The 24842-nt window shown below is 60.2% G+C and carries 19 protein-coding genes and 1 pseudogene; 13 read left to right on the top strand and 7 right to left on the bottom strand.

The features are described from left to right. Window positions 1-4: 4 nt before the first annotated feature. The 5 genes and pseudogenes from BW686_RS05165 to BW686_RS27065 form a co-directional block, all read left to right on the top strand. On the top strand, window positions 5-880 hold the full coding sequence (locus tag BW686_RS05165) for an SMP-30/gluconolactonase/LRE family protein (protein ID WP_084914989.1): 876 nt from the start codon (window positions 5-7) through the stop codon (window positions 878-880). 182 nt (window positions 881-1062) lie between these two features. After that, the gene (locus tag BW686_RS05160) at window positions 1063-2094 is read left to right on the top strand and encodes a substrate-binding domain-containing protein (RefSeq protein WP_084914987.1); all 1032 of its coding nucleotides are present in this window, start codon (window positions 1063-1065) and stop codon (window positions 2092-2094) included. Window positions 2095-2185: 91 nt separating this feature from the next. Then, window positions 2186-3709 carry an L-arabinose ABC transporter ATP-binding protein AraG gene (araG, locus tag BW686_RS05155; protein WP_084914985.1) on the top strand — a complete coding sequence of 508 codons (1524 nt, stop codon included), beginning with the start codon at window positions 2186-2188 and terminating at the stop codon, window positions 3707-3709. 40 nt (window positions 3710-3749) lie between these two features. Next, window positions 3750-4715, top strand: a complete 966-nt coding sequence (gene araH, locus BW686_RS05150) for an L-arabinose ABC transporter permease AraH (RefSeq protein ID WP_179149177.1) — start codon at window positions 3750-3752, stop codon at window positions 4713-4715. Between the two features lie 72 nt (window positions 4716-4787). Further along, window positions 4788-4895: pseudogene (locus BW686_RS27065) on the top strand (TetR/AcrR family transcriptional regulator); the annotation flags it as partial. A gap of 17 nt (window positions 4896-4912) precedes the next feature. Here BW686_RS27065 and BW686_RS05145 read toward each other — a convergent pair. Further along, the gene (locus tag BW686_RS05145; RefSeq protein ID WP_084914981.1) at window positions 4913-6256 is read right to left on the bottom strand and encodes an APC family permease; all 1344 of its coding nucleotides are present in this window, start codon (window positions 6254-6256) and stop codon (window positions 4913-4915) included. Between the two features lie 204 nt (window positions 6257-6460). Between BW686_RS05145 and BW686_RS05140 the strand changes: the two genes are divergently transcribed. Then, window positions 6461-7321, top strand: coding sequence for a CAP domain-containing protein (locus BW686_RS05140; protein WP_084915089.1), 861 nt, complete (start codon window positions 6461-6463; stop codon window positions 7319-7321). A gap of 67 nt (window positions 7322-7388) precedes the next feature. On the opposite strand, the gene BW686_RS05135 is transcribed toward BW686_RS05140, so the two are convergent. From BW686_RS05135 to mqo, 3 genes are all read right to left on the bottom strand, one after another. After that, window positions 7389-7766: a response regulator gene (locus tag BW686_RS05135; RefSeq protein WP_084914978.1), complete on the bottom strand. Its 378-nt coding sequence runs from the start codon at window positions 7764-7766 to the stop codon at window positions 7389-7391. Continuing rightward, a complete protein-coding gene (locus tag BW686_RS05130; RefSeq protein ID WP_084914976.1) occupies window positions 7763-10759 on the bottom strand; it encodes an ATP-binding protein in 2997 nt (998 codons plus the stop codon). Before BW686_RS05130 ends, BW686_RS05135 begins: the two co-directional genes overlap by 4 nt. 361 nt (window positions 10760-11120) lie before the next feature. After that, window positions 11121-12758 (bottom strand): malate dehydrogenase (quinone), encoded by a 1638-nt coding sequence (mqo, locus tag BW686_RS05125; RefSeq protein WP_179149176.1) that lies wholly within the window; start codon window positions 12756-12758, stop codon window positions 11121-11123. 923 nt (window positions 12759-13681) lie between these two features. On the opposite strand from mqo, the gene BW686_RS05120 reads away from it, so the two are divergent. From BW686_RS05120 to BW686_RS05105, 4 genes are read left to right on the top strand one after another with little or no spacing between them, the layout of a single operon-like run. Next, window positions 13682-14362: a (2Fe-2S)-binding protein gene (locus BW686_RS05120; RefSeq protein ID WP_084914971.1), complete on the top strand. Its 681-nt coding sequence runs from the start codon at window positions 13682-13684 to the stop codon at window positions 14360-14362. Continuing rightward, entirely contained in the window at window positions 14362-15345 is a 984-nt protein-coding gene (locus tag BW686_RS05115) for an FAD binding domain-containing protein (RefSeq protein WP_084914969.1), read from the top strand. Before BW686_RS05120 ends, BW686_RS05115 begins: the two co-directional genes overlap by 1 nt. A 9-nt stretch (window positions 15346-15354) precedes the next feature. Further along, window positions 15355-17571, top strand: coding sequence for a xanthine dehydrogenase family protein molybdopterin-binding subunit (locus BW686_RS05110; protein WP_084914967.1), 2217 nt, complete (start codon window positions 15355-15357; stop codon window positions 17569-17571). 2 nt (window positions 17572-17573) lie between these two features. Then, window positions 17574-18542, top strand: a complete 969-nt coding sequence (locus BW686_RS05105) for an XdhC family protein (RefSeq protein WP_084914965.1) — start codon at window positions 17574-17576, stop codon at window positions 18540-18542. Here the strand turns inward: BW686_RS05105 and BW686_RS05100 are convergent. Beyond that, window positions 18523-19146 (bottom strand): nucleotidyltransferase family protein, encoded by a 624-nt coding sequence (locus BW686_RS05100; protein WP_084914963.1) that lies wholly within the window; start codon window positions 19144-19146, stop codon window positions 18523-18525. The genes BW686_RS05105 and BW686_RS05100 overlap by 20 nt on opposite strands. 130 nt (window positions 19147-19276) lie before the next feature. On the opposite strand from BW686_RS05100, the gene BW686_RS05095 reads away from it, so the two are divergent. Next, window positions 19277-19861, top strand: coding sequence for a flavin reductase family protein (locus tag BW686_RS05095; protein WP_084914960.1), 585 nt, complete (start codon window positions 19277-19279; stop codon window positions 19859-19861). A gap of 484 nt (window positions 19862-20345) precedes the next feature. Here the strand turns inward: BW686_RS05095 and BW686_RS05090 are convergent, their stop codons facing one another. Next, window positions 20346-21737, bottom strand: a complete 1392-nt coding sequence (locus BW686_RS05090; RefSeq protein ID WP_084914958.1) for an aldehyde dehydrogenase family protein — start codon at window positions 21735-21737, stop codon at window positions 20346-20348. Between the two features lie 102 nt (window positions 21738-21839). Here BW686_RS05090 and ptrR point away from each other — a divergent pair, with 102 nt between their 5' ends. Continuing rightward, on the top strand, window positions 21840-22718 hold the full coding sequence (gene ptrR, locus BW686_RS05085; RefSeq protein ID WP_084914956.1) for a putrescine utilization regulator PtrR: 879 nt from the start codon (window positions 21840-21842) through the stop codon (window positions 22716-22718). A gap of 3 nt (window positions 22719-22721) precedes the next feature. Here ptrR and BW686_RS05080 read toward each other — a convergent pair whose 3' ends face one another. Continuing rightward, window positions 22722-23816 carry a tartrate dehydrogenase gene (locus BW686_RS05080; protein ID WP_084914954.1) on the bottom strand — a complete coding sequence of 365 codons (1095 nt, stop codon included), beginning with the start codon at window positions 23814-23816 and terminating at the stop codon, window positions 22722-22724. A gap of 113 nt (window positions 23817-23929) precedes the next feature. On the opposite strand from BW686_RS05080, the gene BW686_RS05075 reads away from it, so the two are divergent. Further along, window positions 23930-24835, top strand: a complete 906-nt coding sequence (locus BW686_RS05075) for a LysR substrate-binding domain-containing protein (RefSeq protein ID WP_084914951.1) — start codon at window positions 23930-23932, stop codon at window positions 24833-24835. Window positions 24836-24842 lie beyond the last annotated feature (7 nt).

Genomic DNA, 24842 nt, shown 5'->3' with positions numbered 1-24842 from the left:
TTTCATGAACTGGCTGCCCGTTTCCGAGCACCGTTTCAAGCTGGCCGAGGGCGCCTTTTGGGATGCCGAAAAGCAGGCCCTGTATTGGGTCGACATCGCGGGCTTTCTGGCCTGCAGCCTGGTCGCCAAGCAATATCGTCAATGGCGCATGCCCGAACCGGTTTCCGCGTTTATTCCGACCACTCGGGGCGATGCGCTGGTAACGCTGGCCAGTGGCGTCTATCGCCTGGACCTGACCGCCGAAAAAACCTCACTGTCGTTGTTCTGCGTGGCAGACCCCATTCCCGGCAATCGCGCCAATGAAGCCCGGTGTGATGCGAGCGGCCGTCTGTGGATGGGCAGTATGCAGAACAATATTGACGCCGAAGGCGGCGATATTCCTCTGGTTCGCCGTTCGGGCGGGCTGTTTCGGGTCGACGCCGAGGCGAGCGTGACGCGCCTGCTGGACGGGCAGGGCATCGTCAACACATTACTCTGGAATGCCGACGGCAGCCTGTTGTACAGCGCCGATACCCTCGACGACGTTATTTACCAATACCCGGTGCTGGCGGACGGTGCGCTGGGACCCCGCCAGGTCTGGGCAGCCGAACACAGCCGCGGTTCGCCCGACGGCTCGGCGATGGACGCCGAGGGCTATGTCTGGAACGCCCGTTGGGGCGGCAGTTGCCTGATTCGCTTTGCCCCTGATGGCAGTGTCGACCGAATCGTCGAATTGCCCGTCAGCCACCCCACCAGTTGCGTGTTCGGCGGTCCTGACCTGGAGACGCTGTACGTCACCAGCGCCGCACCTGATGACGCGCACGGTCAGTTCGACGGCGCGGTACTGATGGCGCACACCGGCGTCAAAGGGACGTTGTGCCACCGATTCGCGGGCTTATGACATGTCATTGCCGGTCCCCCTCATTGCACGGAGACAGGAAGGTGATAGCAGGAGTGACATTCGGTTACATAGAAGTCGCTTTTTATATGGTATGACTATTTAACCGGTTTCTGACGCCTGTGCGTTTGCAACCGCCACCTCGCTGAACGTTGTAGCTATTCAATAAAAATAAGGAGTTAGCTATGTTGAGTCGTCACGGGATCCGTTCCCTGTGCTGTGCCGCCGTCACTACCGCTGTCTTGGGTATGAGTGGTGTTATCTCCGCTGCCGAAGAGGTCAAGATCGGCTTTCTGGTCAAACAGGCTGAAGAGCCCTGGTTCCAGGCCGAGTGGCAATTTGCCGAAAAAGCCGGGAAAGCGCTGGGCTTCACTGTCGTGAAGATTGCCGTTCCCGACGGCGAGAAGACCTTGTCTGCGATCGACAGCCTTGCTGCCAGTGGCGTCAAAGGGTTTGTGATCTGCCCACCTGACGTTTCGCTAGGCCCTGCCATCGTGGCCAAAGCCAAGCTCAACGACATGAAGGTCATGGTGGTGGACGACCGCTTCGTCGATGCAAAGGGCAACCCTATGGAGGATGTGCCGTATCTGGGCATGGCGGCATTCGAAGTCGGCCAGAAACAAGGCGCCGCCATGGCGACCGAAGCGAAGAATCGCAAGTGGGACGAGGGTGAGTGGAAGGGCACTTACGCGATCATCAACACCTACAGCGAGCTCGATACCGGCAAAAAGCGCACCGACGGCTCGGTGGATGCGCTGAAAAAAGCAGGCTTGCCCGCCGATCACATTCTGTTTGCTTCACAAAAGACACTTGATGTACCAGGCGGAATGGACGCTACCAACTCGGCGTTGCCAAAACTGCCAGGCGATGCCAAGAACCTCATCATTGGCGGCATGAACGACAACACGGTACTGGGCGGCGTACGCGCCACTGCGGGCGCCGGTTTCTCCGCCAAAAACGTGATCGGCATCGGTATCAATGGCACCGACGCCATTGATGAGTTGAGGAAAAAAGAAAGCGGCTTCTTCGGTTCGATGCTGCCAAGCCCCGACAAGGAAGGCTACCGCACGGCCGAGTACGTGTTCAATTGGGTCACCAAAGGTGTCGAACCGCCCAAGTACACCGCTATGGATGATGTGACATTGATCACTCGCGAAAACTTCAAAGAAGAGCTGACCAAGATCGGTCTCTACAAAGAAGAAAAGAAGAAGAGTTGATCAAGGGCGGTCTCTCCAAAAAATAAGAAAAAAGCGAGCTGAACAAGGGGCTTGGCTTCAAGTCCCTTTCAGGCGCGAGGAGGTGGGTGTCATGCAACAGGCTATCCAGCAACAAGCCATAGGCGGTGCCTTGCGCTTTAACGGCATCGGCAAGGTATTCCCCGGCGTCAAGGCGCTGTCGGACATCACGTTCGAGGCCCGTCCCGGCAGCGTCCATGCACTGATGGGCGAGAACGGCGCAGGCAAGTCCACCTTGCTGAAAATCCTGGGCGGTTCCTACCAGCCCAACAGTGGCAGCCTGCAGATCGGCGATCAGACTCATCAGTTCAAGTCCACTGCCGACAGTATCGCGGCCGGCGTGGCGGTGATTCACCAGGAACTGCATCTGGTGCCGGAAATGACCGTCGCCGAAAACCTGCTGCTCGGGCATATGCCCAATCGTTTCGGGCTGATCAATCGCGGTGCGATGTACCGTCGAGCCGGTGAGTTGCTTAAAGGCCTGGCCGACGAAATCGACCCGCGCACGCGTTTAGGCGATCTGTCGCTGGGGCAGCGGCAACTGGTGGAAATCGCCAAGGCCATGTCGCGCAATGCTCACGTCATCGCCTTTGATGAACCCACCAGCAGCCTGTCGGCGCGCGAGATTGATCGTCTGATGGCGATTATCGTCCGGCTGCGTGACGAGGGAAGGGTGATTCTTTACGTTTCCCATCGCATGGAGGAAATCTTCCGGGTCTGCGACGCGGTAACGGTGTTCAAGGACGGCCGTTTCGTCAAAACCTTCGAGCAGATGGCTGATCTGGACAACGACCGGCTGGTCACCTGCATGGTGGGTCGCGACATCCAGAATATCTACAATTACCGCCCCCGTGAGCACAAGGGACCCAGCCTGCGCGTCACCGGGCTGATGGGTCCCGGCTTGCAGGAGCCGGTCACTTTTGCCGTGCAGAAAGGCGAAATACTGGGCTTTTTCGGCTTGGTCGGCGCAGGACGAACCGAACTGTTTCGCATCCTGTCCGGACTGACGCGCAGTACAGCAGGCAATCTGCAACTGGACGGTCAGCCGTTGACCCTGAGATCGCCACGCGATGCCATCGAGGCTGGCATCCTGCTGTGCCCGGAAGACCGCAAGAAGGAAGGTATTGTGCCGCTGTCCAGCGTCGCCGAGAACATCAATATCGGCGCTCGGCCACGGCACGTAAACCTTGGCTGCTTGATCCAGGGCCGCTGGGAGCGTGATAACGCCCGTAATCAGATCAAGTCGATGAACGTCAAGACGCCGTCTCCCGAGCAGCAGATCATGTTCCTGTCCGGCGGCAATCAACAAAAGGCCATTCTGGGTCGCTGGCTGTCGATGCCGATGAAAGTGCTGTTGCTGGATGAGCCGACCCGTGGCATCGACGTCGGGGCCAAGTCTGAAATCTACGAGATCATTCACAACCTGGCGGCGGATGGCATTGCGGTGATTGTGGTGTCCAGCGATCTGATGGAAGTCATGGGTATTTCCGACCGCATTCTGGTGATGAGCGAAGGCGCGATCACCGGTGAACTCAACCGCGACGAGGCTGACGAGTCGCGACTTCTGCAATTGGCCCTGCCACGCACGCGCGGCTGACAATCGGCCATTGACCATGAACAATAAAAAAGAGGTACGTATGTCTACCGAATCCAGCCTGCAGGCTCCCCGTCAGGGCATGAACCTGCGACGTTTTGCCGATGACTGGGTGATGCTCCTGGCCGCCTTGGGGATCTTCCTGCTCTGCGCCGTGTTCATCGACAACTTCATGTCGCCGCTTAACATGCGCGGCCTCGGCCTTGCTATTTCAACCGTCGGCATCGCGGCCTGCACCATGCTGTACTGCCTGGCGTCCGGCCATTTCGACCTGTCGATAGGCTCGGTGCTGGCCTGTTCCGGGGTCATCGCCAGTATCGTGATCCGCGACACCGACAGCGTGTTTCTGGGCGTATCTGCTGCGCTGGCGCTGGGACTGGTCGTCGGCCTTATCAACGGCATCGTGATTGCCAAATTGCGCATCAATGCGCTGATTGCGACGCTGGCAACCATGCAGATTGTGCGCGGCCTGGCGTACATCTTCTCCAACGGCAAGGCCGTCGGTGTGTCCAACGAGGACTTCTTCATCTTCGGCAATGGTCAGGTGTATGGCGTGCCGGTGCCGATTCTGATCACCATCGGCTGCTTCATCTTCTTTGGCTGGTTGCTCAATTACACCACCTACGGGCGCAACACCATGGCCATCGGTGGTAACCAGGAAGCTGCACTGCTGGCGGGCGTGCATGTCGACCGAACCAAGATCATCATCTTCGCCGTCCACGGCCTTATTGGTGCGCTGGCAGGTGTGGTGCTGGCTTCACGCATGACGTCCGGCCAGCCGATGATTGGCCAGGGCTTCGAACTGACCGTGATCTCGGCCTGTGTCTTGGGCGGGGTGTCGCTGAGCGGCGGTATCGGCATGATCCGTCATGTGATCGCCGGGGTGCTGATCCTGGCAATCATCGAGAACGCGATGAACCTGAAAAACATCGACACCTTCTATCAGTACGTTATTCGCGGCACGATTCTGCTGCTCGCGGTGATCATCGACCGGATGAAGCGTCGTTAAGCCTGTTATCGCTCGAACGGCCGTTGGCTGCCAGGTCTGCAAGAGAGGCGTTCGTCACTTGCCCGGTGTCCCGGTCGAAGTGTCCCGGTTGAAGATGAGTTCAGGTTCGGCCTGAAGCTCATCATCGACGGGCTGGATCTGGCGCTTGCCGCGATTCGGCAAAGTACCGGCAAGCGGTGAGGTTTGCAGCGCCAGGTTCAGCGCGTGTGTGAAGCCTGGGCCAGGCTGCCCAGCCGGGTCAGGCCATAAAGCAGCGCTCCGACCACCAGCATGATGCCTGCGCGCAGCCAGGTTTCCGGGCCTTGCTGAGTTAGCAGCAGCAGGCACGAAAGAATCCCGAGCACGGGAATGGCCCAGTGAACCTGAAAGTGTCCGGCCTCGACCTTGTCCCGCTTGAGCACCAGCACGGCGACATTGACGCTGAGAAACACAAAGAGCAGTAACAGCACCACGGTTTCTGCGAGAACGGTCAGGGTGCTGGTAAAAGACAGCGCGATGGCCACCAGCGTGGTGCCGAGAATGGCGATGCCTGGCGTGCGACGCTGTGGCAGCACCGCGCCCAGAGCCGCGGGCAGCAGACCTTCGCGCGCCATGCCGTAAGTCAGCCTGCTCGCCATGATCATGGTCAGCAATGCACCGTTGGCCACGGCGATCAGCGCAATGACCGCAAACCAAGGTGCGGGTATGCCCAGGCCGGAGGCGCTGACCACATCCAGCAGGGGCGCTTGTGAATCCTTCAATTGGTCGACCGGCAGCACCATTGCCGCGCCGACGCCGACCAGCATGTACACCGCACCCGCGATCAGCAGGGCACCAAACAGCGCTCGGGGGTACACCCGTCGCACATCCTTGATCTCTTCTGCCAGGTTGGCAGACGTCTCAAAACCCACGAACGAGTAGAACGCCAGCAGCGATGCACCCAAAATGGCGGTGGCCGGCGAAGCCGTATCCAGCTCGAAAACCCGCTGTGGTTCTCCGTGGCCCTGGCTGACGAACCAGACCGCCGCTGCTATGACTATCAGCAGGCCGCTCAGCTCGATGACGGTCATCAGCAGGTTGGCGGACAGCGATTCCTTGATGCCCCGTGCGTTGAGCAGGCCGACGATCACCAGAAAGCCCACGCACACCCACTGCGCAGGCCAGTCGACCAGTGCCTGCAGGTAGTCGCCGGCAAAGGCAACGGCTAGCCCCGCTGCGCTGGTCACGCCCGCCGCGACCATCGAGAAACCGACCAGAAATGACAGCAGCGGTTTGCCGAACGCTTTTTCGGCATACACCGCAGCGCCACCGGCACGTGGGTATTTGGTCACCAGTTCGGCGTAGGATGCCGCGGTCAATAGCGCAAAGCACAGCGCGATCAGCAGTGGAGCCCAGATCGCGCCACCGACGCGACCGGCTATTGTTCCGGCCAGCGCGTAAACGCCGGCGCCCAATACATCACCCAGAATGAACAGCATCAGCATGGGCGCGGTAATTGCCCGGCGTAAGGAAGCGGTGGCTGGCGACGATGGTTCCGACGCGGAACTGTCTGAGGTGATCATGCTGAAAGATCCTTTTCAAAAGAGGTCGGGTATGAAGTTCAGAGGACGGCCGGGAGGGTTGGTTCTATCTTTCGCGGCGCGCGCTGACGCTCTCTCGATGAGCCGGTACGGGGTCTGGCAAGCAGGAACCTCGGCCCTGTTTCAAGGTCCTATTTCGGCCTTTTGATTCAGGGCTTTCCATTTCTTGCTCAGAGCTCTTGCCTCATGCCCCAATCCCTCGGTCTTGTCAGGCGAGGCTTGTCCTGCCTCCTGTCGCTGCTGCCGTTGTTCACCACTCACGCCCATGCCGGTGATGAACGGCGACTGCTGCAGGCCATCAATGATTATCGTGGCCAACCCGAGCGCTGCGACGCACGCACGCCCGACGCTTCCAGAGCGCTGACGCTCAATTCAGTGCTGGCGCTGCCCATCGATTTTTCCGGCAGCTCGCGTGATGCGCTCAAGGCCTCCGGTTATCAGGCGGTGACGGTCCGGAGCATTCGGCTGGCCGGTGCGTCAACCGCTGATGAAGCGTTCGCCATGCTCAAGAGCCGTTATTGCAGCGCGCTGCTTGACCCGCAGTACGCCGATATCGGCGTGACGCAAGAGCGCAGCCAATGGCGTGTCGTGCTGGCAAAACCGAGGGTCGACAGCCCGCTGGAAGATGCCCGGACGGCTGGCAAAGCGTTGCTGGCACAGGTTAATGCTGCGCGAGCAAAGCCACGCCTGTGCGGCAAGCGGGCGTTCCCTTCGGCGCGCCCATTGAGCTGGAACACGACACTGGAAAGGGCGGCGCAAGGGCACAGTCAGTCGATGGCCAGTGAAAACTACTTCACCCATCGCGGCTTCGATAACGATTCGCCAGCGGATCGCGCGCGGGCAGCAGGCTACAACGGACGGCAGATAGGGGAAAACATCGCAGCGGGGCAGACTACCGCCAGCAAGGCGATGGCCAGCTGGCTGGCCAGCCCTGGGCATTGCGCCAATCTGATGAACCCGATGTTCACTGAAGTCGGCGCAGCCTATGCGACAGGGGCAGACACCGATTACGGCGTGTACTGGACCATGTTGTTCGGCGCTCCCTGATAAGCTTCATGTTTTGATCGGGCAGGCGGTTCACCGGGATGTCAGCGTTTTTTCGGCCCTTGACGCATCATGCTTGAAGCAACTCGGCCAGTGCGTCGTCCAGCTGTCTTGCACTGAACGGTTTGGCGACGCAGCGCTGGTCGACCCAGGCCTCTGGAATGCCCAGTCGTCCATACCCGGAGCAAAACATGAAGGGTATGCCGCGATGCGCAATCTCCGCGGCTATCGGGAACGAGTTCCCGCCGATGATGTTGATATCCAGTATCGCCAGGTCGTAGTCACCGTTACGGGCATATTCGATGCCTTCGCCCAGCGTACTGGCATGGTAGGCGGTAGCAAACCCGAGGTCTTCAAGCATCATTTCCATGAGCATCGCGAGCATGGTTTCGTCTTCCACCAGAAACACCTTGGGGAGCGAGATTTCTTCGTCTGTTCTGACACTCATTCCGCGTCCTCCGGTTTTTCTGGCCACGGGATCTGTATTGACCAGCGAATGCCTGTGCTGGCGAACTGAACGTCGACCTTGCCTTTGAGTTCTCGCTCGATACTGCGGCGTATCAAGCGCAAGCCGAAGCCTTTTACCGTGGTGGCCAGGACCGGTGGGCCGTCCGTTTCCAGCCAGTCGATTTTCAACGCGGGTGGTGTGTGCTCGGCATTCAGGGCAGCGATCACGGTCACCTGACCCGCCGGTGAAGAAAGCGCGCCGTGTTGCACGGCATTGGCCATCAGTTCGTGCAGCACCATCGAGAGCGTCAGCGACATTCGCGGCTCCAGTGTCACCGCATCACCTTTGAACGTGATCCGGTGCTGCGCGCCGTCTACCACCTGCAACTGCTCGATCAGATCGACCAGCTCGGTTGAAATCCATTCTGCGCGTGCCAGCGCATCGTGCGCCTGGCTCAGTGCAAGCAGCCGCGCATCGAAGCTTTTGCGAAACGAGTCCAGCGAGGCAGAGCTATTGACCGTAAGGGACGCGATAGCCTGAACCGTTGCCAGGGTGTTTTTGACCCGATGGTTCAGCTCGTTCAACAAGCCGGCCCGGGTCAGCCGATCTTCCAGTTGCTGACGTTCCAGCTTGCTGGAGATCGACTGCGCCAGCCGGTGAGTGGTGCCGCTCTGTTTCAGAAAGGTCGTTTCGCCCACTGTGTCCTGTCCCTGATGCATGGGCAGGGTGAAGGAGAATACGCTGCCCGAGTCGGTCGAGCTTTCTGCCCATAAACGCCCGCCATGTGCGGTGACGATGCCCTGGCAGATATAGAGCCCCAGACCGTTGCCACGCGGGTTGCCTTCTTTGACGGACCAGTAACGCTGAAAAATATAGGGCAGGTGTTCCGTCGGAATGCCGATCCCGTCATCGCTGACCTTGAACAGGACGTCGTCGCCATCGGCGACTGCATCAATATTGATGCGACCGCCTTTGGGGGTGAATTTAATGGCGTTACCCACCAGGTTGGACAGCACCTGAAAGATCCGCTCCGGGTCCGCATCGATCACCAGACCCTGTGCCGAGGTGCAATTGAGCTCGATATTCTTCTCCGTCGTCAGCATCACCAGCAGGCTGCAGGCCTCTTCAAGCAAGCTGGTGACACTCAGCGCAAGGCGTGACAACTGGTAACGCCCGGCCTCGATCTGCGCGGTGTCCAGCAGATCTTCCAGCAGGCTGTTCATGCGGGTTGTCGCTTTTTCGATGGTGCCCAGCGCACGGCGGATGTGGCGGTTTTCAAAGTGCGTGTCGCCGACGACCCACCGCTGCATCATGCCGCACTGCATGATGATGATGGACATCGGGTTGCGCAGGTCATGGGAAACCACGGCGACCAGTTCGTCACGCAAGCGGACCGCTTCCTGCTCGCGCTGGACCTGGCGCTCAAGATCTATTTCCAGAGCAGAGCGGCGAAGATCTTCAGCGCCGTACAGATCCCCCTGTGACCACGGCCTGGCGATGCCGGTGGTCTCTTGGGTCCATACGTCGAAGGACTGCCTCGGGCGCAGGCGATGGCTGGCAGAGTCTGCCGGGCTGACGCTGACATGATGGGCCGGGTCGCCGCTCCAGTTCATGGTCGAGGTGAGTTGAGCGCGAAACCACATGACGGCATTGTCGACCGGTTTGGGCAGGGTGAATGCGATGACACCACTCGCCACCGCTCGATAGGCCGCGCTGTCGGGGTTGACCTTCTGCAGGGAGTTTGTGTGAAAAACGCCCAGCCCCTGCAAGCCTTTGGCCTGCTCTGTGGACCTCAGGCTGGTCAGTCCTTTGTCTCTTATCCAGAGGTACAGAGCGCGCACCTCGTCGGTCGTCGGGCAATTGCCGAACAGGTGAACGCGTTCGTCGATCAGTACGGCAGCACCATCCGCCAGTGTCAGCGACTGAAGCAGCTCCGGCCTGCTCGACAGGCCGTCCAGAATGTCGTGATCGGCCCTGCTCATGACCTCCGCAAGCTGCCGCAGCAGGACGACTTTCTCTTCCCGCTCACGCTGGATCTGAGTGGCGACGATGGCAGAAATTTTCACCGACAACAGCTGACCGATCATCGCACAGGCGTCGCGCAGCTCTCGGGACACCAACAGCGGTTCGGGATGACTGCAGGTGATAAGGCCCCACAATTCACCCCCCACCAACAGCGAGATGCTCATCGATGAGCGTACGCCCATGTTCTTGAGGTATTCACAATGCACCGGGGACACGCTTCGCAGTGTCGAGAAGCCAAGGTCGAGCGGTTGTCCGGTGGCGGGGCGCAACATCGGTACCAAGGGCACCGGAGCGTAGGCGGCGTCCGGAATGACCCGGATCCAGTTCAAGCGGTAAAGTTCTCGCGCCTGAGCAGGAATGTCCGAGCCAGGGAAATTCAAGCCGCTGTAACTGGGCAGGGGACCGGTCAATGCCTGCGCAACAACCTTGCCATGACCTTCTGGCTCGAACCGGTAGATCATGACCCGGTCGTAACCGGTCAGCGCCTGAATCTCGTGAACACCGATATCGAACAGCGTTTCCAGTGTGGTGGCGGCCTGGAGGTTGCGCAGTACGCGGGTGATGATTCTGGATTGTTCCCGCGCAGCTTCCACAAAGGGTTCCAGCTCGATAATCAGTACGTCACCGGCCCGATGCAGTGAAGCACTGTACTCGGCAACGCCCACTGTCAGCCTTATGGGATCACTGTTTGTGCCGGTGAGTTGGTCATACGCCTGATCGACAAGCATCAAATGGTCGGACGATAACAGCAATGAAAGCGGCTCGCCCAACAGCTCGGCGCTGCTCAGGCCCAGTTCCTTTGCGCAATTGGCGCTGACCTGTTCGATGCGCAGAGGCACACCTGTCACGCTGAGCAATACCCCATGAGGCTGGATCGCACCGGGAACCCGGATCGGCTCACGCGCGCATTCGGCAAGCGCCGCTTCAAGCGCGGCATCGGTGCTCGCGTCCAGTGTGTGCTCGATCATTTGCCTCAACTCCATCTGATAGTTCAACCGGAAACAGCCAGCTGCTGCGCGCGCCTCAAGATGCATTTGTCATGCAGCACAAGGATTTCGGACGGGTTTTCGTCAGCCACAGCAGTGCTTCGGGCGGCTAGCGGCCCAGATTGACAGCGCAAGAAGATGCGAGGTTGCCGCGAAGGTGCGGCGTGGAGACCTGGATGATGCGCTCTGCTCATGCAAGCCAGAGATGGGAGGAAGTGCGGCCACCATAACAGGTGCCGCAAGGATGCGTGGCTTTAACTGAAGTTTTCGGACGTATTCGACCGTTACAAAAAAGCCCCGCCAGACGTGGTCTGGCGGGGCTTTGCTTCAAGCGGTGAAGGCCTTAAAGCGCCATGTCACTGGCTGGATTGCTTTTCGCTGGCTGGGCAGCAGGCGTTGGAGCCGTGCCTGCCTTGTTGACCGGCGGTGGTGGAGTCAGTTGCAGGACTTCGGAGGTGTAAGCCCATTCCTCGGCAACGCGCTCCGGGTTGTTGTTCAGCTTGGTGCCGTAGCTAGGCACGATCTGGCGCAGTTTTTCCTGCCAGGCCGGGGTCGCCACCTTGTCCTTGAAGACCTTCTCAAGCACGCCGAGCATGATTGGCGCTGCAGTCGAAGCACCTGGCGAAGCGCCCAGCAGACCGGCAATGGAGCCGTCCTTGGACGCAACGATTTCGGTACCCAGCTTCAGAACGCCGCCTTTCTCTTCGTCACGCTTGATGATCTGTACGCGCTGACCGGCTTGCATCAGGCGCCAGTCTTCTTTCTTGGCGTTCGGGAAGTATTCTTTCAGCGCCGCGAAGCGGTCATCGTCAGACATCATCACCTGGCCGGCGAGGTATTCGATCAGCGGGTACTGTTCGATGCCCACGCGGGTCATTGGCCACACGTTGTGCGTGGTGGTGCTGGTCAGCAGGTCGAAGTACGAACCGTTTTTCAGGAACTTCGTCGAGAAGGTCGCGAACGGGCCAAACAGGATCACGCGCTTGCCATCCAGCACACGGGTGTCCAGATGCGGAACCGACATGGGTGGAGCACCGGTGGAAGCGATGCCGTAGGCCTTGCCCATGTGCTGCATGGCCAGGTCCTGGTTCTCGGTGACGAGCCACGAACCGCCAACCGGGAAGCCGCCGTATTCCTTGGCTTCAGGAATGCCCGACTCTTGCAGCAGATGCAGCGCCGCACCGCCAGCACCGATGAACAGGAACTTGGTGTCGGTTTCGGTGACGGAACCGTCTTTCAGGTTCTTGTACTTGACGCGCCAGGTGCCGTCATCGTTGTGAGTGATGTCTTCGACTTCGCTCGACAACTGCAGGTTGAAGTTGGACTTGGCTTTCAGGTTGCCGACGAACTGACGCGTGATCTCGCCGAAGTTGACGTCGGTGCCGATCGGGCTCCAGGTCACGGCCAGCTTCTGCGCCGGGTCACGACCTTCCATCATCAGCGGAACCCACTTCTTGATCTGCTCGTGGTCTTCGGAGTACTGCATGCCGCTGAACAATGGGCTGGCTTGCAATGCTGCGTAACGCTTGCGCAGGAACTGGATGTTGTTGTCGCCCCACACAAAGCTCATGTGCGGCGTGGAGTTGATGAACGAGCGCGGGGTTTTCAGAACGCCTGTCTTGACCTGCCAGGACCAGAATTGACGCGAAATCTGGAACGCTTCGTTGATCTCGATAGCTTTCGAAATATCAACGTTGCCGTTCTTGTCTTCCGGGGTGTAGTTCAGCTCGGCCAGCGCCGAGTGACCGGTACCGGCGTTGTTCCAGCCGTTGGAGCTTTCTTCGGCCACGCCATCGAGGCGCTCGACCATTTCCATCGACCAGCCTGGCTCCAGCTCGTTGAGCCAGACCGCCAGGGTTGCACTCATGATGCCGCCGCCGACGAGCAGTACGTCGACTTTTTTGGTTTCAGCTGCATGCACGGGCATGATGCCCATGGAAATGGCCATACCCAAAAGGGCCGTATTCACTTTCTTAAACATTCTGCCATCCATTTGATAAACGCCATCCGCCGACTGGTCCTGAAGCTGCGGCCTGTCACATGCATCGATGCATGCGACAAACTCTCGCACCCACAGGGACTAGAGGTGGACATACAAGGCCAATATAATACCGCTCGAGACCTCAATTTATGTCCTGCTGCGCTGGCTTCTTATCATCGTTGGATTCAGCGTCATGAGTGACATGTTGCTCTATCGGTGTGCTGCAATGTCCGGAAGCCTGCCCGGTTGCACCTAAGGGAAGACACACCTGGTCAGCCTGTTCACGGAGTCTGAGACGCCGCATCGGGGCATGGAGACACGTTTGACGCGTATTTTCATACGCATGCCCTGTGAAACCACGGTGCCATATCGGCGAAGACGCGGCATTTTCGCATAATGTGGGCCTCCGTTGCGAGGTGCCATCATCACATCGGGCATCAATGCCCCGATTTAGACGCCTCCAGACCTTCCTGCCGTTATATATCGTCATTTTTCTTCCAGCCTTGAGTCGGCTGCCCTGAGCCGCGTGGCTCCGTGCATGCCCGCTTTCGCCATGTTCTTTCGCTGCTTGCTCTGACTGCGTGGACGAGCGCTCCTGTGTCGTTCGCCTTGTGGCAACGTATTCATGAATTATTTTCATAACGGCTAGCCGAACGGGCTGGCTAATCAGTGCCCGCGCTGACTGTTAGGGTCATTGGGTAACCGCGTGCAACAACCGGCAATCTCTGGATACAGACGCTCGTCAATGAGTGGGAACTTTAGCGGCGCTGGCCAGTTAAACATTGAGTGCCGGTGATAGCGTTTTAGCTCTTGTGACTGATAACACCTGACAGGTCAACGAGCAGAAAACACGCCCCGGGGCCGCTGACCTAAAATAACGCCCGTCGCTTCATAGCAGCGTCGGCTATGACCGAGTGAACCTGATGACTGAACCTGAAAAGCACAAGGAAACTGCTGCGTCCGGCAGTGCCGTGCAGCCCTCACGCCGTAACTTTCTGAAGTTCGGGGCGTCGGGCATTGCCGCCGCCACATTGTCTACCTGGATTCCTTCCGACGGCATGCTGCAAGCAGCACCCGCCGCAGCGGTCGCGCCTGCGGTAGAGGACGCCGATGCACCTGCGGCGGGTGAGCACCGTATCCAGCTCAAGGTCAACGGTCAGGTTCACACCCTGAACGTACCCGCCAATGCCGTGCTGCTGGACGTGTTGCGTGACCGTCTGCAACTGACCGGGACCAAGAAAGGTTGTGACCACGGCCAGTGTGGCGCGTGTACGCTGTTGGTCAATGGCGTGGCGATCAACGCCTGCCTGTCCATTGCAGTGCAGCATCAGGGTGACAGCATCACCACCATCGAAGGGCTGGCGGAGAACGGCAAATTGCACCCGGTGCAAGAGGCGTTCTGGGAGCATGACGCCTATCAGTGCGGTTATTGCACGTCAGGGCAGATCATGAGCGCCGTCGCCATTCTCAAGGACCCGAACATCCCGTCCGATGACGCCAGCGTAAGGGAAGCCATGAGCGGCAATATCTGCCGTTGCGGTGCCTACAAGAACATTCTGTCGGCGGTGCAGTCGGCCCGCTCGAAAATGGGGGGCGCTGCCTGATGCGAACGTTCGATTACGCGCGGGCCGCTTCGCCCGCACAGGCGGTCACCTCCGCGTCAGGTCAGGGTCAGCGTTTTTACCTGGCGGGTGGCACCACGCTGCTCGACCTGGTCAAGCTCGATGTGATGCAGCCGGAGCAACTGGTGGACATCAACCACCTGGCGTTGAAACAGATCGAATCGCTGCCTGACGGTCGCTTGCGTATTGGCGCGCTGGTCAGCAATACCGATCTGGCCAGCCATCCGCTGGTGCAACAACGTTATCCGGTCTTGTCCGAAGCGTTGCTCGCGGGGGCCTCGACCCAGTTGCGCAACAAGGCGACTACGGCCGGCAACCTCATGCAGCGCGTGCGTTGCCCGTATTTTCGCGACAACGTATCGGCCTGCAACAAGCGCGAGCCGGGTTCGGGCTGTGCAGCCATCGGTGGTTTGAACCGAAGCGTGCATGCGGTGCTGGGCACCAGCGATCATTGCATCGCCGCGCACCCGTCGGACATGTGCGTCGGCATGGCGGCAATTGGTGCGCAGGTCACGGTGCAGAGCGCCAACGGCACGCGGGACATCCCGTTTGCCGATTTTCACCTGCTGCCCGGCGACACACCCCAGCGCGAGCATGCGTTGGCTCCCCACGAGCTAATTACCCACGTGATACTGGACGCGCCTTTGTCAGGCGGTCGGTCTTCTTATCTGAAGCTGCGTGACCGTACCTCTTATCAGTTCGCCCTGGCGTCCAGTGCGGTGATTCTGGTGATGGACGGCAAGCGCATTACCGATGCACGTATTGCGCTGGGCGGTGTCGGCACCAAGCCCTGGCGTGCTGTCGAGGCCGAGAGGGCGCTGATCGGGCAGCGTGCCGACATGAACACCTTCGCTCAGGTCGCAGAGCTGGCGATGAAAGGCTCCCGTGCCTACGAACACAACGCCTTCAAGATCCCGCTGGGTCAGCAGGTCGTCGTCCGCAACCTTCGTGACCTCACGGCCTAGGAATTTCTCATGAGCGAAAACATTATCGGTACGCCGCAGCGTCGCATCGACGGCGGCAAGAAAGTCAGCGGTGAGGCGCGCTATGCCGCCGACCATCCCATGGACAAGATGCTGTACGCCTATGGCGTGTACAGCACGATTGCCAACGGGCGCGTGCTGGCTATCGATGACCGGCAGGCGAAAGCAATGCCGGGCGTGGTCGACGTGTTGCATCACGGCAATTTCCCCACGCTGCACCGCACCCCGAACACCAAGCTGAGCTTCGACAAGCTGTTGTCGGCGAGCAAGGCCGACGAGCATCGGCTGCCGTTCGAGGACGACCGGGTTTACTACCCCGGTCAGTTCATTGCGCTGGTGGTGGCCGAAAGCTTCGAACAGGCGAGGGCGGCCGCGCACCGTGTGACCGTTGATTACGAAGAGCGCCCGGCGGTCAAGGATTTGCAGGAGGGCATGCGCGTCAATGGCGTCCGCGATGGCGGTGCGGGCCATAACCGTGGCAACCCGGATGGCGCATTTCAGAGCGCCAGGAATCAGGTCGACCAGACCTACACCACGCCGGTTGAAGTGCATAACCCGATGGAGATGCATGCCAGCACCGCGTGGTGGCAGGACGGCAAACTCTTCGTCTATGAAAGCACCCAGGGGGTGGTCAACCATCGCAACCTGTTGGCCAACGTGTTTGACCTGTCGCCTGATCGGGTGGAAGTGCGTGCGCCGTTCATAGGCTCCGGTTTTGGCGGCAAGCTCTGGCCGTGGCCGCATTCGGTGGCCGCCTGTGCCGCCGCCAAAGTGACCGGTCGCCCGGTGCAACTGGTATTGCCCCGCGCGCAGATGTTCACCACCGTGGGCCATCGTCCCGAAACCCGTCAGCGCCTGCGGCTGGCCACCGATGCCGGCGGCAAGCTGACGTCGATTCGTCACGAATCGTTCAACAACACGTCCATGCTCGACGACTACACCGAGAACTGTGGTGGCGTGACCAAAAGCCTGTACGCCTGCGACAACGTGCTGGTCAGCCACAAGATCAGCCCGATCAACCGCGGTACGCCCACCTCGATGCGCGCACCGGGCGCGGCGCCTGGCCTGTTTGCGCTGGAGTCGGCCATCGATGAAGTGGCCCTGGCCAGCGGCATGGACCCGCTGGCGTTCCGCAAGCTGAACCTGTCTGATACGGATCAGAGCATGGGCCTGCCGTGGTCGAGCAATCACTTGCCGGAAGCCATCGACCAGGCTGCCGAGCGGTTCGGCTGGCAGGCGCGCAAGGCGCAGGTGGGGTCGATGCGTGAAGGCGATGAAATCATCGGTTACGGCATGGGCGCCTGCAACTGGGAGGCTTATCAGGTGCCGACCGATGCGCGAGTCATTCTGCGCTCCGATGGCACTGCGTTGGCGCAGTGCGGCCTGCAGGACATCGGCACCGGGACCTACACCATCGTTGCGCAGACGGTCAGCCAGTTGACCGGCATCCCGATAGAGCGGGTTGAAGTGGAGCTGGGCAGTTCGTCTTTTCCGGCAGGCCCTGTGTCGGGCGGTTCATGGGTCACCGCCAGCGTGATGCCGGCGATTGCCGGGGCCACCCGTGAGGCGTTGCAGAAATTGCGCCAGTACGCGGTCAGCAAAGACGCCGTATTTGCCGGCAAAGACCCTGAATCGATCACGGTCGAGAAGGGCCAGTTAGTGGCGGGCGAACAGCGTGTCAGTTTTGTCGACGTGCTGAACGGGCAGCGCTTGTCGCGTGCCGAAGGTAATTTCCACAGCGGTCTGCCTGAAGCGGGCAAGTACTCCTTTCGCTCATTTGGTGTGCATTTTGTCGAGGTCCGCTGGGATCCGGGTATTTCCAGCCTGCGCGTATCGCGGGTGGTCAGCGCCATCGACGTGGGCAAGGTGGTCAACCCGCTGGCGGCGCGCAATCAGGTCGAAGGCGCCATTGTCATGGGCATCGGCATGGCGCTGTTCGAGGCCGCCGAGTACGACCCGCGCAGTGGCCTGCCGGTCAATAACAATTACGCCGAGTACGTGGTGCCGGTGCATGCGGATCAGCCGGACATCGACGTCATGCTGCTGGATTACCCGGATTACAACCTCGGCGAATTCGGCGCGCGGGGCATTGGTGAGATCGGCGTGACCGGGCTGGCCGCAGCAGTGGCCAATGCGGTTTACCACGCCACGGGAAAACGGGTGCGCAGCCTGCCCATCACCAAGGAAAAACTGATGGCAGGGTTGTAACCATGAAGCAGCTCGATTTGCAGGTTGTACAACAGGCGCGTGACTGGTTGGCCGGTGGCAAGCCAGTCTGGCTGTGTACGGTGCTCTCGACGTTCGGCTCTGCTCCGCGCGGGCCGGGGGCGATGCTGGTAGCGCTGAACAGTGGCGAGCATCGAGGTTCATTGTCGGGTGGCTGTGTGGAAGAGGATTTTCTCGAACGCATGGCCGCCGGGCAGTTTCAGCCGGTCAATCAGGTGGTTCGCTATGGCGATGGCGGGTTTGCACCCACGCGTGCCTTGCCGTGCGGCGGTGTGCTGGACGTGTTGATCGAGTTCATCGCGCCGAGCCCGGAAGCCGACGCGCATCTGGCTGCCATCGAGCAAGCACTTGCCGGGCGGGAGCTGGTAAGCCGGGAGGTGCAGTTGGGCGGCGGGCGCAGAGGCATCGGGCCTGCCACGCTGGGTGAGGCGCGGGTGCAGGTTGACGGCGAACGCGTCAGCATCCGGATGGGCGCTGTCTACCGCGTACTGCTTGCCGGGCTGTCGCCAGTCGCGGAGTTCTGTGCCAGTTTTGCGGTCGCGATGGGCTATGAAGTCATCGTTTGCGACCCTCGCACCGAAGTCACTACCGGGTTTTCGATGCCCGGCGTCGAGGTGCGTGGCGTGCTGCCTGCGGTGTTCATCGCCGAAGGTGGCTGTCACAGCTCGACGGCGGTATTGGCGCTGACCCACGACCCGAAACTGGATGATTTGAGCATGCTCGAAGCGGTGCGTACCGAGGCGTTCTACATCGGTGCGATGGGGTCGATGCGTACCAGCAGCAAGCGGCTGGAACGGCTGGCGCGAATTGGCGGGCTGAAGGCTGACGCGCTGGACCGAATCCACGCCCCTATCGGCTTGAATCTGGGCAGCAAGACACCCGCTGAAATCGCTGTCGCGGTGATGGCCGACATTCTGCGGGTTGCCAACGGCGTCAGTCGGAGCGACCTGTAAGGTGCTGCCGACAGGCGAGCGCCAGCGCTGAGCGGGTGTCTGCATCGCGCAGGATGCCGGGGTCATCGCAATGCACGATGTCGCACAGATCAGGGTTGTTCATGATCAGGGCCTTCGCGCCCTGATCGCCTTCGAGCGTCAGCAGTGCCGGCCAGAACCGGCGTCCGATGATCACAGGATGCCCGCGTTGGCCTTCGTGCAGGGGCAAGACCATGCGTGCCGGGTCGGCCAGCAGTGCCAGCGTGTGCAGAGTACGCGGCTGTATCCAGGGCATGTCGGCCAGCATGACGGCCACTGCATCGGCTGAAGAGTTCATTGCGGCTGCAATGCCGCTGGCCAGGCTGTGGCCCATTCCCAGATCGGCATGCTCACTGCGAATAATCTTGACGCCGTCGGGTATGCCCAGCACGCGGGTGTCATCGTCAGTGCGCAGTACCACCGCGGTGCTGCTGAACGCGGTTCTGGCGTTTTCGAGGCTTGCCGTCAACAAGCTGCGTCCACAGGGCAGCAGCGCTTGGCGCTTGTCACCTTCAAAGCGCCTGCTGCGTCCTGCCGCGAGAACCAGGGCGAACACTTTGGGGTTCTGGCTGTCTATGCTGCTCAATCCTAAGCCTTATGAGTGGGTGAGAGGGTTTGCTTGTCGTCGCGCGAATCAGTACGGCGTTGCGCACGCAGGATGCCTTATTTCGCCGCTCTGCCGGTAGCGGTACGAATCATGTTTCCGAGGGTTTCAAGTGGACAATCACATTCGTCCTGTCGAGCTGGAAAAAGCCTACCGCCTGCTCAATCACGGGCCGACCGTGCTGGTGTCATCCAGTCACGAGGGCGTTCATAACGTCATGGCTGCAGCCTGGGCCTGTGCGCTGGACTTCTCGCCGCCCAAGGTGACGCTGGTGATCGACAAGATGACCAAGACCCGCGGGCTGGTCGAGAAGAGCGGATATTTCGCCTTGCAGGTCCCTAATATGGACCAATTGCAGATGACCTTTGATGTAGGCACCCAGAGCAAAGTCTTTACCCCGGACAAGCTGGACAATGCCAATGTGGACCTGTTCCGTATCGAGGGGCACGATTCGCCGCTGGTCGTCGGCTGCTCGGCGTGGCTGATCTGCAAGGTCATCCCCGAGCCGCATAACCAGAAGACCTATGATTTGTTCATCGGCGAAGTGGTGGGCGCCTGGGCCGATACCCGCGTGTTCAACGATGGGCATTGGGAATTTGAAAAAGCCGACCCGAAATGGCGCAGCCTGCATTACGTTGCGGGTGGGCATTTCTACACGATTGGCGAGCCTGCGGTGGTGGCAACAGGTGACGACTGACGACTGACGGGTGACGCGCTGCGTCGCACGATAGTCAGTTGAAGCCCCCACGGCTCCTGTGCGAGCTTGCTCGCGAAGAGGCCAGTGCAGCCTTGTAAAATGGGGTGCCTGGATCATCTCTTCGTGAGCAAGCTCACTCCCACAGGTATCTTGCGTATACACAAAACGCGTGGGAGCGAGCTTGCTCGCGAAGAGGCCCGTATGACCGCCAAAGATTTATGCTGATGTGAATCCGCTTTCGCGAGCAAGCTTGCTCCCCCGGGGACATGTGTACCGGTGTCTCCCGACCCTTAATGACGATCACGCCACACGGTCTGTGCGTTGCAGAACTCGCGCACGCCGAAGTGCGATAGTACGGCTTCTGTGGGAGCGAGCTTGCTCGCGAAGAGGCCCGTATGACCGCCAAAGATTTATGCTGATGTGAATCCGCTTTCGCGAGCAAGCTTGCTCCCCCGGGGACATGTGTACCGGTGTCTCCCGACCCTTAATGACGATCACGCCACACGGTCTGTGCGTTGCAGAACTCGCGCACGCCGAAGTGCGAAAGCTCTCGGCCAAAGCCGCTTTTCTTCACGCCGCCGAAGCTGACACGCGGGTCTGAGGCGCTGTAGCCGTTGATGAACACGCCACCGGTTTCCAGCGCTTCGGTCAGTTGTTCTGCCAGTTCCAGATCGCGGGTGTAAACCGTCGCAGTCAGGCCGAACTCGCTGTCGTTGGCCAGTTCCAGTGCGTGCTGCGCATCGCGGGCGGTGATGATGGACGCTACCGGGCCGAACAGTTCTTGCCTGAACGAGGTCATCTGGTCAGTCACATTGCCCAGTACAGTCGGCTCATAGTAATTGCCTTGTCCATCCGCCTTTCGGCCGCCCAGCAACAGCGTTGCACCTTCGGCCAGCGTCTTTTGCACCTGAGCGTCCAGTTCGTCGCGCAGATCGAAGCGTGCCATCGGGCCGATGTAAGTCTCGCCAGACAACGGATCGCCCGTCACCAACTGGCGAGTCTGTTCAACGAACCTGCGGGTGAACTCCTCAACCACGCCTTGCTCGATGATCAGGCGCTTGGCGGCTGCACAGACTTGCCCGGTGTTCTGGAAGCGACCGATCACCGCGGCTTTCACCGCCTGGTCCAGGTCTGCGTCATTGAGCACGATAAACGGGTCGGAGCCGCCCAGTTCCAACACACACTTCTTCAGCGCGGCTCCGGCCTGCGCACCGATGGCCTGACCGGCACGCACGCTGCCGGTCAGCGTGACAGCGGCAATGCGGGGGTCGGCAATGGCCCTGGAAACGCCTTCCGGGGTGACGTTGATGACCTCGAACACGCCCTCGGGGAAGCCCGCTTGCTTGAACGCGTCGCGCATCAGGTACGCACAGCCCATGACGTTGGGCGCGTGTTTGAGCACGTACGTATTACCCGCCAGCAGCGTCGGAATCGCACCGCGCAGCACTTGCCAGATCGGGAAATTCCACGGCATGACCGCCAGCACCGGACCCAGCGGGCGGTACTCGATACGTGCCTTGTCATCCTCGACCTGGGTCGATTCGGCGACCAGCATTGCCGGCCCTTGCGCCGCATACCAGTCGCACAGTTGCGCGCATTTCTGGACTTCGCCCCTGGCCTGCGTCACGGGTTTGCCCATTTCCCGGCTGATCATCTCTGCGATGTTGTCGGCGTTGTCGCGCAGCGCCTGGCCCATGGCGATAATCCGTTGCGCACGTTGCTGGACAGGCGTGCGCTTCCAGCCTGCGAAGCCGGTTCTTGCCCGTGACAGGCTTGCATCCAGCGTGGCATCGGACTCGAAGGCATAGTGGCCGATCTGCTCGCCTGAAGCCGGGTTGATCGAAATTGCATGGGTATTGCTGCTGACAGTTGTCATTGCGCCATCCTGTTGAGGTGGGGAGTGAAGCCAGCATATAGGCGTGCAATGCTTTCTAAAACTGAATAATAATGATCATATTGTTCATGAATGGAGAGCGAAATGGATCTGGTGCAGCTCGAGATATTCAAAGCGGTGGCTGAGCACGGCAGCATCAGTGCTGCCGCGCAGCAGATTCACCGCGTGCCATCGAACCTGACAACGCGCATCAAGCAACTGGAACAGGACCTGGGCGTGGACCTGTTCATTCGCGAAAAACACCGTCTGCGTTTGTCGCCCGCTGGCTGGAGTTTTCTCGATTACACCCGGCGCATTCTGGATCTGGTGCAGGAAGCGCGGTCAGCCGTTTCGGGAGAAGAGCCTCAAGGGCCTTTTTCACTGGGTTCCCTGGAAAGTACTGCCGCTGTGCGCATCCCCGCGCTGCTGGCCGCCTACAACCAGCAAAACGCCAAGGTCGAACTGGACCTGTCCACCGGACCGTCAGGAACCATGATCGACGGCGTTCTCGCCGGGCGACTGGTGGCCGCGTTCGTCGATGGCCCAGTGTTGCACCCGTCGCTTGAAGGCGTGCCGGTATTCGAAGAGGAAATGGTCATTATTGCGCCGCTCAACCATTCGCCGGTCAAGCGCGGGCGGGATGTCAGTGGTGAAAGCATCTATGCGTTTCGCGCCAATTGCTCGTACCGGCATCACTTCGAACGCTGGTTCACCGAAGACGCGGCTGTGCCGGGCAAGATCCATGAAATGGAGTCTTACCACGGCATGCTGGCCTGCGTCAGTGCCGGTGCCGGACTGGCGCTGATGCCGCGCAGTATGCTCGAAAGCATGCCCGGCTGCGCCACGGTAAGCATCTGGCCGTTGTCCGAGCAGTTTCGTTACCTGCACACCTGGCTGATCTGGCGACGGGGCACGGTGTCGCGCAGCCTGACCCGCTTTGTGGAGTTACTGGAAAAGCAGGCCGGGCCAGCGAGCGCCGAATAGCGCTCAACGGGCTGCGCTGACCCGCTCGGCAATGGCCGCACCCACTTGCTGTGTCGACAACGTGCCGCCCAGGTCCGGTGTGACCTCACCGCTGGCGATGACCTGCTCGATAGCGGTGATGATCTCGTCGTGAGCCGTCGCGAAGCGCTCATCGCCCTGACCGAGGAACTCCAGCATCAGGGCACCCGACCAGATCATCGCAATCGGGTTGGCGATATTCTTGCCGAAGATATCCGGTGCCGAACCGTGTACCGGTTCGAACAGCGAAGGGAAGTGACGCTCCGGGTTGAGGTTGGCTGACGGCGCGATACCGATGGTGCCTGCGCATGCCGGGCCGAGGTCGCTGAGGATGTCACCGAACAGGTTGGAGGCCACCACCACGTCGAAGCGCTCGGGTTGCAGCACGAAGCGCGCGCACAGAATGTCGATGTGCTGCTTGTCCCAACTGATGTCCGGGTAGTGACTGGCCATCGCCTCGGTGCGTTTGTCCCAGTAGGGCATGCTGATCGCCATGCCGTTGGATTTGGTCGCCGAGGTGACGTGCTTGCGCTCGCGTTTGCTGGCCATTTCGAAGGCGAACTTGAGGATGCGGTCAACGCCACGGCGGGTGAACACCGATTCTTGCAACACGAATTCGTTTTCGGTGTTTTCGAACATGATCCCGCCCAGCGACGAGTATTCACCTTCGGTGTTTTCGCGCACCACGATGAAGTCGATATCGCCCGGTTTGCGGTTGGCGAGCGGGCAGGGTACGCCGGGGAAGAGTCGAACCGGGCGGATATTGGCGTACTGATCGAACTCACGGCGAAACTTCAGCAGCGAGCCCCACAGGGAAATGTGATCGGGCACTTTGTCCGGCCAGCCCACGGCACCGAAGAAAATCGAGTCGAAGCCTTTCAGTTGCTCAAACCAGTCATCCGGCATCATCTTGCCGTGTTCCAGGTAGTAGTCGCAGCTGGCCCACTCGAAGTATTCGAATTCCAGGTCCAGCCCGTGCTTTGCGGCGGCGGCCTGAACAACCTTTACACCTTCAGGCAGGACTTCCAGGCCAATGCCGTCTCCGGCGATGGCAGCAATGCGCAGTTTCTTGTTGTTCATGACGGGCACTCTTGTTGGACGGCATGTAAGGGCTGAATAGCACAGGCCATCCATGCTATAAGCGCACGATACAAAGATAATCAGCTGATTAATGGATTGAGAAAACACGAATCGTGAATTATCCGCACCTTGATGATCTGAACGTATTCATCCACGTCGCCCGGCGCTCAAGCTTTGTGGGAGCTGCCAATGAGCTGGGCATGTCTGCTGCGTACGTCAGCAAGCGCGTCAAATTGCTGGAGCGGAACATGGGCGTGGTGCTGTTGCACCGCTCAACCCGGCAGGTCTCGATTACTGAAGATGGCGAGCGGGTCTATGAGTGGGCCAAGGGTATTCTTGAGTCCGTGCAGCAGATGAGCGATGAAGTGGCAGCGTTGCACGGCGAGCCAAGCGGGCTGTTGCGAGTGATCAGCAGCCAGGGCTTCGGTCGCCGCTTTGTCGCGCCCGCGTTGTCAGAGCTGGCGGCGCGTTATCCGAAGCTGGATATACGACTGGATATTCAGGACCGGCTGGTGGACCTGATCGAGGAGGGCGTGGACCTGGACATCCGCGTCGGTAACGAAATCGCGCCGCATCTGCGCGCCAGGCATCTGGCCCGTAACTGGCGAGTGCTGTGCGCCAGCCCGGCGTATCTGCAGCAGTACGGCACGCCGCTCAGCCTCGGCGAACTGGCGAATCACGACTGCCTGGTGATCAAGGAGCGCGACCGTCCGTTTGGCATCTGGCATTTGAGCGGGCCGCAAGGCGCTGAAACCGTGAAGGTGACCGGCAGCCTGTCCACCAACCATGGCGAAATCGCCCGCCAGTGGTGCCTGGACGGGCGAGGCGTGTTGTTGCGTTCGCTGTGGGACGTGCGGACTGACCTGGCCGAAGGCCGGCTGATTCAACTGCTGCCGGAGTACCGCCAGGAGGCCGATATCTGGGCGGTGCATACCTCGCCGCTCATGAGCTCGGCGAAGATTCGCGTCACGGTGGAGTTCCTGCGCGATTACTTCGCCGTGCATCATGTGCCAGCCTGATTCCGGT

Source organism: Pseudomonas syringae, assembly GCF_002157375.1.
Taxonomy (GTDB): domain Bacteria; phylum Pseudomonadota; class Gammaproteobacteria; order Pseudomonadales; family Pseudomonadaceae; genus Aquipseudomonas; species Aquipseudomonas syringae_T.
The sequence above is the reverse complement of the archived record's forward strand: the minus strand, read 5'-3'. Positions and strand labels throughout refer to the sequence as shown.

What these genes read in the sequence shown, in the direction of transcription:
- BW686_RS05145 (WP_084914981.1), bottom strand. Translation starts at nt 6,256, where the DNA reads ATGATCACCTCAGACAGTTCCGCGTCGGAACCATCGTCGCCAGCCACC.
- BW686_RS05135 (WP_084914978.1), bottom strand. Translation starts at nt 7,766, where the DNA reads ATGAGTGTCAGAACAGACGAAGAAATCTCGCTCCCCAAGGTGTTTCTG.
- BW686_RS05140 (WP_084915089.1), top strand. Translation starts at nt 6,461, where the DNA reads ATGCCCCAATCCCTCGGTCTTGTCAGGCGAGGCTTGTCCTGCCTCCTG.
- araH (WP_179149177.1), top strand. Translation starts at nt 3,750, where the DNA reads ATGTCTACCGAATCCAGCCTGCAGGCTCCCCGTCAGGGCATGAACCTG.
- BW686_RS05115 (WP_084914969.1), top strand. Translation starts at nt 14,362, where the DNA reads ATGCGAACGTTCGATTACGCGCGGGCCGCTTCGCCCGCACAGGCGGTC.
- araG (WP_084914985.1), top strand. Translation starts at nt 2,186, where the DNA reads ATGCAACAGGCTATCCAGCAACAAGCCATAGGCGGTGCCTTGCGCTTT.
- BW686_RS05090 (WP_084914958.1), bottom strand. Translation starts at nt 21,737, where the DNA reads ATGACAACTGTCAGCAGCAATACCCATGCAATTTCGATCAACCCGGCT.
- BW686_RS05165 (WP_084914989.1), top strand. Translation starts at nt 5, where the DNA reads ATGAACTGGCTGCCCGTTTCCGAGCACCGTTTCAAGCTGGCCGAGGGC.
- BW686_RS05130 (WP_084914976.1), bottom strand. Translation starts at nt 10,759, where the DNA reads ATGATCGAGCACACACTGGACGCGAGCACCGATGCCGCGCTTGAAGCG.
- BW686_RS05110 (WP_084914967.1), top strand. Translation starts at nt 15,355, where the DNA reads ATGAGCGAAAACATTATCGGTACGCCGCAGCGTCGCATCGACGGCGGC.
- mqo (WP_179149176.1), bottom strand. Translation starts at nt 12,758, where the DNA reads ATGTTTAAGAAAGTGAATACGGCCCTTTTGGGTATGGCCATTTCCATG.
- BW686_RS05080 (WP_084914954.1), bottom strand. Translation starts at nt 23,816, where the DNA reads ATGAACAACAAGAAACTGCGCATTGCTGCCATCGCCGGAGACGGCATT.
- BW686_RS05160 (WP_084914987.1), top strand. Translation starts at nt 1,063, where the DNA reads ATGTTGAGTCGTCACGGGATCCGTTCCCTGTGCTGTGCCGCCGTCACT.
- BW686_RS05105 (WP_084914965.1), top strand. Translation starts at nt 17,574, where the DNA reads ATGAAGCAGCTCGATTTGCAGGTTGTACAACAGGCGCGTGACTGGTTG.
- ptrR (WP_084914956.1), top strand. Translation starts at nt 21,840, where the DNA reads ATGGATCTGGTGCAGCTCGAGATATTCAAAGCGGTGGCTGAGCACGGC.
- BW686_RS05120 (WP_084914971.1), top strand. Translation starts at nt 13,682, where the DNA reads ATGACTGAACCTGAAAAGCACAAGGAAACTGCTGCGTCCGGCAGTGCC.